Here is a 7,967-nt window from a genome sequence, read left to right as displayed (position 1 = left end):
GCGGGCGCTTCGTCGGCGACTTCGATGCCGTAGAGGCCGCAGAGCCCGGCGAGGCCCGAGGCAAATCCCTGCCAGACCGAACGCGCCTTGAGCTGGCCGTTGCGCACGTAGAGTTCAAGCACGACGATACCGGTCTCTTGCGAGAACGTGCCCGGTGCGAGTTCGAGGGTCTGGTCGCCGACGATCACTTGCGCGCGCAGGTCCTTGACCGCCGCGAAGCCACCGCCGCTGCCATCCTGGGTCAGGCTGATGGCGATTTTGGTGATGTTCGCCGGCAGACGCGACAGATCAAAACCGATGCGGTGGCTAACCGCACCGTTCTGGCTGACCGGCGCAATGAAACTGGCGGCGCCCGAGGCGTGTTCCGGCGCGTTGAAAAACACCATGCCGCTGTCGTCGACAACCTTGCCGGTTTCGGTGACGAGGAACGCCGTGAGGTTAACGTCGAGATTGTCGCCGGCCGCATGGCTGACCACGACTTGCCCCTTGGGCATGCTGAGGGTGGTGTTCTCGCCGGGCTTGAGGGATTGAGTCACTGAAAGTCGCCTATTCCATGGGGTTATGGCAGCACACGGCAGGTGTGCCGCCCCTTCATTTCATTCAGGGAGCGCGCAGCCAGCCCAGGGAACAGTCTGTCGAACAGGGCCGTACCGCCGACGGAGTTTAACGGCTTGCGCGGCATTTTTGGCAGGGCTTTGCGCAAACGCCAGGCATAAAAAAACCGCTCACAAGGAACGGTTTTTTTATCGCTGGCGGTTTCAGCCGAACAACCAGTACGCCAACAATGCCAGCACCACCACCGCGAGGATCGGGCGTGCGATGCGGTAGGCCTTGGGATTGCGGCGTTTCCATTGCTTGACCACGCCGCTGAATTTGTCGCTGGAGTTCTTGCTCCAGGCGTAGGCGCGGTTGATCCCGCCAACGTGTTCATCGTCGAGATTCTGCGGTGCAGTGGCGCGGCCCAGCAGGCCGCTGACCCAGCGATTGATGCGCGTCATGAAGCGGTTGCTCAGCGGCCGCTCGATGTCGCAGAACAGAATCACCCGAGTTTTTTCGGTCTCATTCTTGACCCAATGCACGTAGGTCTCGTCGAACATCACGTCTTCGCCATCGCGCCAGGCGTAGACCTGACCGTCGACGAAAATTCGGCAATCGTCGGAGTTCGGCGTCGACAGCCCCAAGTGATAACGCAATGAACCGGCGAACGGGTCGCGGTGCGGGTTAAGGTGGCTGCCGCCAGGCAACAGGGCGAACATTGCGCCTTTGACATTGGGAATGCTGCTAACCAGCGCCACGGTTTTCGGGCACAGGGTTTCGGCGGATGGCAACGGTTTGTCGTACCACTTGAGGTAAAAACGCTTCCAGCCCTTTTTGAAGAACGAGCCGAAACCGGCATCGTTGTTCTTTTCGGCGGCGCGAATATAGCCCTCGTCGAACAGGTGCATGGCTTCGTCGCGGATGATTTCCCAGTTGTCCTTGAGCACGTCCAGTTCCGGAAACTTGCTGCGGTCCAGATACGGCTTGGACGGCACGCCGGAGAACAGGTACATCAGCGCGTTGTACGGCGCAAACAACGCCGAGTGGTTAACGAACTGACGCAGGACGGGCAAACGTGCCTTGCCGCGCAAATGCACATAGAGGGTACTGCCGAGGAACAGCAGCAACACCGACGCCTTCGCGGCAAAGGAAAAGGTCATCTACGACTCCTTGAGATTTAAGCTTTGGTGCACAACGCCCTATACCCGACGTGGCAGCCGGCCATGATAACCACTACCGGACCGGGGAAAAACCCGCTTGATTGAACAAACAGTGTTAAAGGATGCGCAATAAAGCACTTATTACCATAACGACCCTGAACGACGGCTGACTTGGGTCAGGGTTGGTTTTGATTGGGTAATGGATCCCTGGTAGCGAGCCAGTCCTATCTATGTGGTGAGCCAGTTACATTTCTGTGGTTAGCCAGCAACATTTCTGTGTGAGCCAGTCACAGCTCTGTGGTTAACCAGCAACATCTCTGTTGTGAGCCAGACACATCACCTGTGGCGAGGGGGCTTGCCCCCGTTGGATTGCGCAGCGATCCCGTTTTTTCAGATCAACAGAGGGGCCGCTGCGCGACCCAACGGGGGCAAGCCCCCTCGCCACAAAAACTTCCTTTGCCATAAACGCTTGCGGGCCACAAAAGCTTCTTTATCCCCGCGTTGAAACAGGTCTGGCGATCAGGCCTGGTTCTCGGCTTCGGTAAACAGGTCGCTGAACAGCATGCTCGACAAGTAACGCTCGCCGGAATCCGGCAGGATCACCACGATGGTCTTGCCCTGCATTTCCGGGGTTTCGGCCAAACGCACCGCTACCGCCATGGCCGCGCCGCACGAGATGCCGCACAAAATCCCTTCTTCCTGCATCAAGCGCAGAGCCATGGCTTTGGATTCATCGTCGGTCACCACTTCAACCCGATCGACCATCGACAAATCCAGATTCTTCGGCACAAAACCGGCGCCAATGCCCTGAATCTTGTGCGGGCTCGGCTTGATCTCTTGGCCGGCCAACGCTTGCGAAATCACCGGCGACGACACCGGCTCCACGGCCACCGAGATAATCGGTTTACCTTGGGTATTCTTGATATACCGCGAAATACCGGTAATGGTTCCACCGGTTCCGACGCCGGCGACCAGCACATCGACTGCGCCATCGGTGTCGTTCCAGATTTCCGGGCCAGTGGTCTTCTCGTGGATCGCCGGGTTGGCCGGGTTATCAAACTGCGCCGGCATGAAGTAAGTGGCCGGGTCGCTGGCGAGAATTTCCGCAGCCTTGTCGATTGCGCCTTTCATGCCTTTGGCCGGTTCGGTCAGCACCAGTTCGGCGCCCAAAGCCTTCAGCACTTTGCGTCGTTCGATGCTCATCGACGCCGGCATGGTCAACATCAGTTTGTAACCACGGGCAGCGGCGACGAATGCCAGGCCAATTCCGGTATTGCCCGAAGTCGGCTCGACAATGGTCATGCCCGGCTTGAGTTTGCCGGTGCTTTCGGCGTCCCAGATCATGTTCGCGCCGATCCGGCACTTGACCGAATAACCGGGGTTGCGCCCCTCGATCTTGGCCAGGATAGTCACGCCGCGTGGCGCGATGCGATTGATCTGTACCAACGGCGTGTTGCCGATGGAATGGGCGTTGTCAGCAAAAATACGGCTCATGGCTGGGTCCTTGTACAGCGTTGAAGAAGTTGTCCACGGTATGCCTGTTGCCGATGGTCGTCCAGTTCAGGCGAACGTCCGGCAACCACAGCAGTCAATGCCTTTACATTGCCAAGGAATTGCCATTATGAAGCGTCGATACAGCTGGCCACTTTGGACCCTCGCCGGCGTCATTGTGCTGTTGGTCGCACTGGATATCGCCCTGCCCTATCTGGTGCGTAATTACCTCAACGATAAACTCGCCGACATGGGCGACTACCGCGGCCAGGTGACTGACGTCGACCTGGCTCTGTGGCGCGGCGCCTATCGAATTAATGGCCTGAAAATCGTCAAGGTCGACGGCAAAGTCCCGGTGCCGTTCGTCAACGCACCGCTGATCGACCTCTCGGTCAGTTGGCATTCACTGTGGTACGACCATGCCGTGGTCGCCGAAGTGCAGTTCATCAATCCTGAGATCAACTTCGTTGACGGTGGCGCCAACAAGCAGAATTCCCAGACCGGTCGAGGCACCGACTGGCGCGAGCAGATGAGCAAGTTGCTGCCGATCACTCTCAACGAAGTGCGCATCAACGACGGCAAAATCACCTTCCGCAACTTCAACTCGCAACCGCCCGTGAACATGAACGCCACACAGGTCAACGCCAGCCTGTTCAACCTGACCAACGTGGTCGACACCGAAGGTAAACGTGACGCTCGCTTCGAGGGCAAGGCCTTGCTGCTGGGCCACGCGCCGCTGGAGTCCACCGCCACCTTCGACCCGCTGAGCAATTTCGAAGACTTCGAGTTTCGCTTGCGCGCCAAAGACATCGAACTTAAACGCATGAACGACTTCGCCTCGGCCTATGGCAAGTTCGACTTCAACGCCGGCCATGGCGACGTGGTGATCGAGGCAGAAGCCAACAAGGCTCAGCTCAAGGGCTACATCAAACCGCTGCTGCGCGACGTCGAAGTGTTCAATTGGCAGCAAGACGTCGAAAACGAGAACAAGGGCATTTTGCGATCCGTGTGGGAAGCCATCGTCGGCGGCAGCGAAACCGTGCTGAAGAACCAACGCAAAAACCAGTTCGCCACCCGCGTCGAACTCAGCGGCAACGTGCATCAGCAAAATATCAGCGCGTTCCAGGCGTTTTTGCAGATTTTGCGTAACGGTTTTGTCCAGGCATTCAATGCTCGCTATGAACAGCCGAAGCCGGATCAGAATTAAGGTTTGCGCGTAACCACGTAGCGACCGGTTTCCTCCGCCGCCGCCAATGTCCGGTTCTGCTGCAGCGAATCCCAGCCCAGACACGCCAGCGCCAATGCCCTCGGTACTGCTTCGCGCCCATTGCTGTAACGGCTGATACTGCGGGCGCTGACGCTCAGCGCCTCTGCGGCCTGGTTCAACGGCAGACCGGTACGCGCGCGCCAGTCGATGAAAATTCTTGTGTTTTCGTCGGCTGAGTTCTGCGCCAGCGCGTCCAGGTATAAAGAGTCAGCGCCAATCTGGATATCCGCGTCGGCCCACTCCACCGTCCAGCCGTCATCACCGATAGCCGCCGCCTCGAAAACACGGTTATCAAGTAAAGGCCGCAGCCCCGGATACGTCTGCAAATCGCCGCTCAGGCTCAGCGTCAGTTGCTGTCCGTCAATAAAGGTCAGCTGCAGGCTAAACCCCGGCAAAGCCTTGACGGCCGCCAACCTTGGTCGCTTCATGGGTAGCATTGTTTCCGGCCTTCAACATGAACATGCCGCATACCCTATCGCCAAATCGGCGATACCTGAATGCTGGCCTTGAGCCGAGACTGAGTCAAGATGTGACGCTCCATTCAGAGACTGAATAACCCGTCTGCGTTCACAGTCGACCGGGCTGCGCGTTATAGTCGGGGCATCATACTTATCGCGTTCCGCCCTGCTCCGTTTCAGGTCGGCGTTACCGTTCGAGGATTAGCAGATGAAGTTCGAAGGCACCCAGGCCTACGTCGCCACCGATGACCTGAAGCTGGCGGTCAACGCCGCAATTACCCTGGAGCGGCCGCTGCTGGTCAAGGGTGAGCCCGGCACCGGCAAGACCATGCTCGCCGAGCAATTGGCCGAATCGTTCGGCGCCAAGTTGATCACCTGGCACATCAAATCGACCACCAAGGCGCATCAGGGCCTGTACGAGTACGACGCGGTCAGCCGTTTGCGCGACTCGCAACTCGGCACGGAAAAGGTCCACGACGTTCGCAATTACCTGAAAAAAGGCAAGCTCTGGGAAGCCTTCGAGGCCGAAGAACGGGTGATTCTGCTGATCGACGAAATCGACAAGGCTGACATCGAGTTCCCCAACGACTTGCTGCAAGAACTCGACAAAATGGAGTTCTACGTTTACGAGATCGACGAGACGATCAAAGCCAAAAAGCGCCCGATCATCATCATTACTTCCAACAACGAAAAAGAGCTGCCGGACGCATTCCTGCGCCGCTGCTTCTTCCACTACATCGCGTTCCCCGATCGCGTGACAATGCAGCGAATCGTTGACGTGCATTATCCGGACATCAAAAAAGACCTGGTCAGCGAAGCACTGGACGTGTTCTTCGACGTGCGCAAAGTGCCGGGCCTGAAGAAGAAGCCATCGACCTCGGAACTGGTCGACTGGTTGAAACTGCTGATGGCCGACAACATCGGCGAAGCGGTGCTGCGTGAGCGCGATCCGACCAAGGCCATTCCGCCGCTGGCCGGGGCTTTGGTGAAGAACGAGCAAGACGTGCAACTGCTTGAGCGCCTGGCGTTCATGAGCCGTCGCGGCTCTCGCTGAGTTTCGCTTTTTTTAACAAAAGCGGAGGCCATCGCCATGCTGCTCAATCTGTTCAATGAAATGCGCGCAGCGAAAGTGCCGGTCTCGGTGCGCGAGTTGCTGGACCTGATCAACGCGCTGAAACAGCGCGTGGTGTTCGCCGACATGGACGAGTTTTATTACTTGGCCCGGGCGATTCTGGTGAAGGACGAAAAGCACTTCGACAAGTTCGACCGAGCCTTCGGGGCCTATTTCAACGGCCTGGAAAAACTCGACGATCACCTTCAGGCGTTGATTCCCGAAGACTGGTTGCGCAAGGAATTCGAGCGTTCGCTGACCGACGAAGAACGCGCGCAGATCCAGTCCCTGGGCGGCCTCGACAAGTTGATCGAGGAGTTCAAGAAACGCCTCGAAGAACAGAAAGAACGCCACGCTGGCGGCAACAAGTGGATCGGCACCGGCGGCACCAGCCCGTTCGGTTCGGGCGGCTTCAACCCGGAAGGCATCCGCGTCGGCGATGCCGGCAAGCGTCAGGGCAAAGCGGTGAAAGTCTGGGATCAGCGCGAGTACAAAAACCTCGACGACTCAGTGGAACTCGGCACGCGCAATATCAAAGTTGCACTGCGCCGCCTGCGCAAGTTCGCGCGCCAAGGCGCGGCGGAAGAACTCGACATCGACGGCACCATCGACCACACCGCGCGCGATGCCGGGTTGCTGAATATTCAGATGCGCCCGGAGCGACGCAACACCGTGAAGTTGTTGCTGCTGTTCGACATCGGCGGTTCGATGGACGCGCACGTGAAGATTTGCGAGGAATTGTTCTCGGCGTGCAAAACCGAGTTCAAGCATTTGGAGTATTTCTACTTCCACAACTTCGTTTACGAGTCGGTGTGGAAGAACAACATGCGCCGCACTTCCGAACGTTTCTCGACCCAGGATTTGCTGCACAAGTACGGCGCCGACTACAAGGTGATCTTCATCGGCGACGCCGCCATGGCGCCCTACGAAATCACCCAGGCCGGCGGCAGCGTCGAGCACTGGAACGAAGAGCCGGGCTACCTGTGGATGCAGCGTTTCATGGAGAAATACAAAAAGCTCATCTGGATCAACCCGTACCCGAAAGACACCTGGGGCTACACCTCGTCGACCAACATCGTGCGCGATTTGATTGAAGACCAGATGTACCCGCTGACCCTGCGCGGGTTGGAAGAAGGGATGCGGTTTCTTTCCAAGTAGCGCGAGGACCTTGTGGCGAGGGGGCTTGCCCCCGTTGGGTTGCGCAGCAGCCCCGGAATCTGCCGCCGCGGTCTGTCAGAAATACCGCATGCACTGGTTTTGCGACTGCTGCGCAATCGAACGGGGGCAAGCCCCCTCGCCCCATTAAAACCGTCGCAGATATTCGACCTGCTCCCGGTGCGCAACATCCTGCATCACCGGGCGCAATCGCACTTTCGTCCCCGGCAGGCATTGCGCCAGCCGCGCCAATGCCAGCGGCGTCAACGCGCCCAATCGTGGATAGCCGCCGATGGTCTGCCGATCATTGAGCAACACAATCGGCTGGCCATCCGGCGGCACTTGCACGGCGCCGAGCGGGATGCCTTCGGAGATCATCGGTTGGCCCTGATATTCCAACGGCGTGCCGAGCAGGCGAACGCCCATGCGATCGGCGCGGCTGTCCAGTTCCCAGACACCGTTGAAGACATCGAACAGACTTTGCCCACTGAACGCGCCGATCTGCGCGCCGAGCACCAGATCCAGCGGCGCATCAACGCTGAAATTCGGCACGTGTTCGCGGGGCAATTCCCGCAGCAAAATCAGCGCAATGCCGGAATAACTCAGCGCAGCATCCTTGGCCAACGCTCGACCGAAACCATCCAGCCCGCCGAGTTCTTCGCGGACCACCGTCGCGCTGCTGCCCAGCACCTTGGGCGCGTCAAACCCGCCCGGCGCCGCCAGATAAGCGCGAGCGCCGAGTCGCGGTTGGGTGAACTGCAAGCGCTGGCCTTGGTGCAGCCTGAAAC

General features: G+C 58.7%; 8 protein-coding genes. 3 read left to right on the top strand and 5 right to left on the bottom strand.

Annotated elements, in window-relative coordinates; genetic code table 11:
• The 3 genes from BI292_RS07095 to cysK form a co-directional block, all read right to left on the bottom strand.
• On the bottom strand, positions 1-536 hold a 536-nt coding region (locus BI292_RS07095; RefSeq protein ID WP_178076541.1), incomplete at its 3' end, for a TerD family protein.
• A 222-nt stretch (positions 537-758) separates the two neighbouring features.
• On the bottom strand, positions 759-1,697 hold the full coding sequence (locus tag BI292_RS07090) for an aspartyl/asparaginyl beta-hydroxylase domain-containing protein (RefSeq protein ID WP_092271670.1): 939 nt from the start codon (positions 1,695-1,697) through the stop codon (positions 759-761).
• 519 nt (positions 1,698-2,216) lie between these two features.
• Positions 2,217-3,191: a cysteine synthase A gene (gene cysK, locus BI292_RS07085; protein WP_101207447.1), complete on the bottom strand. Its 975-nt coding sequence runs from the start codon at positions 3,189-3,191 to the stop codon at positions 2,217-2,219.
• A 127-nt stretch (positions 3,192-3,318) separates the two neighbouring features.
• Between cysK and BI292_RS07080 the strand changes: the two genes are divergently transcribed.
• A complete protein-coding gene (locus tag BI292_RS07080; RefSeq protein ID WP_092271676.1) occupies positions 3,319-4,395 on the top strand; it encodes a DUF748 domain-containing protein in 1,077 nt (358 codons plus the stop codon).
• Here the strand turns inward: BI292_RS07080 and BI292_RS07075 are convergent.
• Positions 4,392-4,892 (bottom strand): DUF2442 domain-containing protein, encoded by a 501-nt coding sequence (locus BI292_RS07075; RefSeq protein ID WP_101207446.1) that lies wholly within the window; start codon positions 4,890-4,892, stop codon positions 4,392-4,394. The two genes, BI292_RS07080 and BI292_RS07075, sit on opposite strands and share 4 nt — an antisense overlap.
• Positions 4,893-5,121: 229 nt before the next feature.
• Between BI292_RS07075 and BI292_RS07070 the strand changes: the two genes are divergently transcribed.
• Both BI292_RS07070 and BI292_RS07065 read left to right on the top strand, forming a co-directional pair.
• On the top strand, positions 5,122-5,967 hold the full coding sequence (locus BI292_RS07070; protein WP_092271682.1) for a MoxR family ATPase: 846 nt from the start codon (positions 5,122-5,124) through the stop codon (positions 5,965-5,967).
• 36 nt (positions 5,968-6,003) lie between these two features.
• Positions 6,004-7,182, top strand: coding sequence for a VWA domain-containing protein (locus BI292_RS07065; RefSeq protein ID WP_092271685.1), 1,179 nt, complete (start codon positions 6,004-6,006; stop codon positions 7,180-7,182).
• Between the two features lie 144 nt (positions 7,183-7,326).
• Here BI292_RS07065 and BI292_RS07060 read toward each other — a convergent pair.
• Positions 7,327-7,967 (bottom strand): allophanate hydrolase (locus BI292_RS07060; RefSeq protein ID WP_101207445.1); only part of this gene is annotated, 641 nt, incomplete at its 5' end.

The organism is Pseudomonas sp. 43NM1 (assembly GCF_002836905.1).
Classification (GTDB): Bacteria; Pseudomonadota; Gammaproteobacteria; order Pseudomonadales; family Pseudomonadaceae; genus Aquipseudomonas; species Aquipseudomonas prosekii.
Note: the sequence above shows the minus strand (reverse complement) of the source record. Positions and strands in the feature narration are given on the sequence as shown.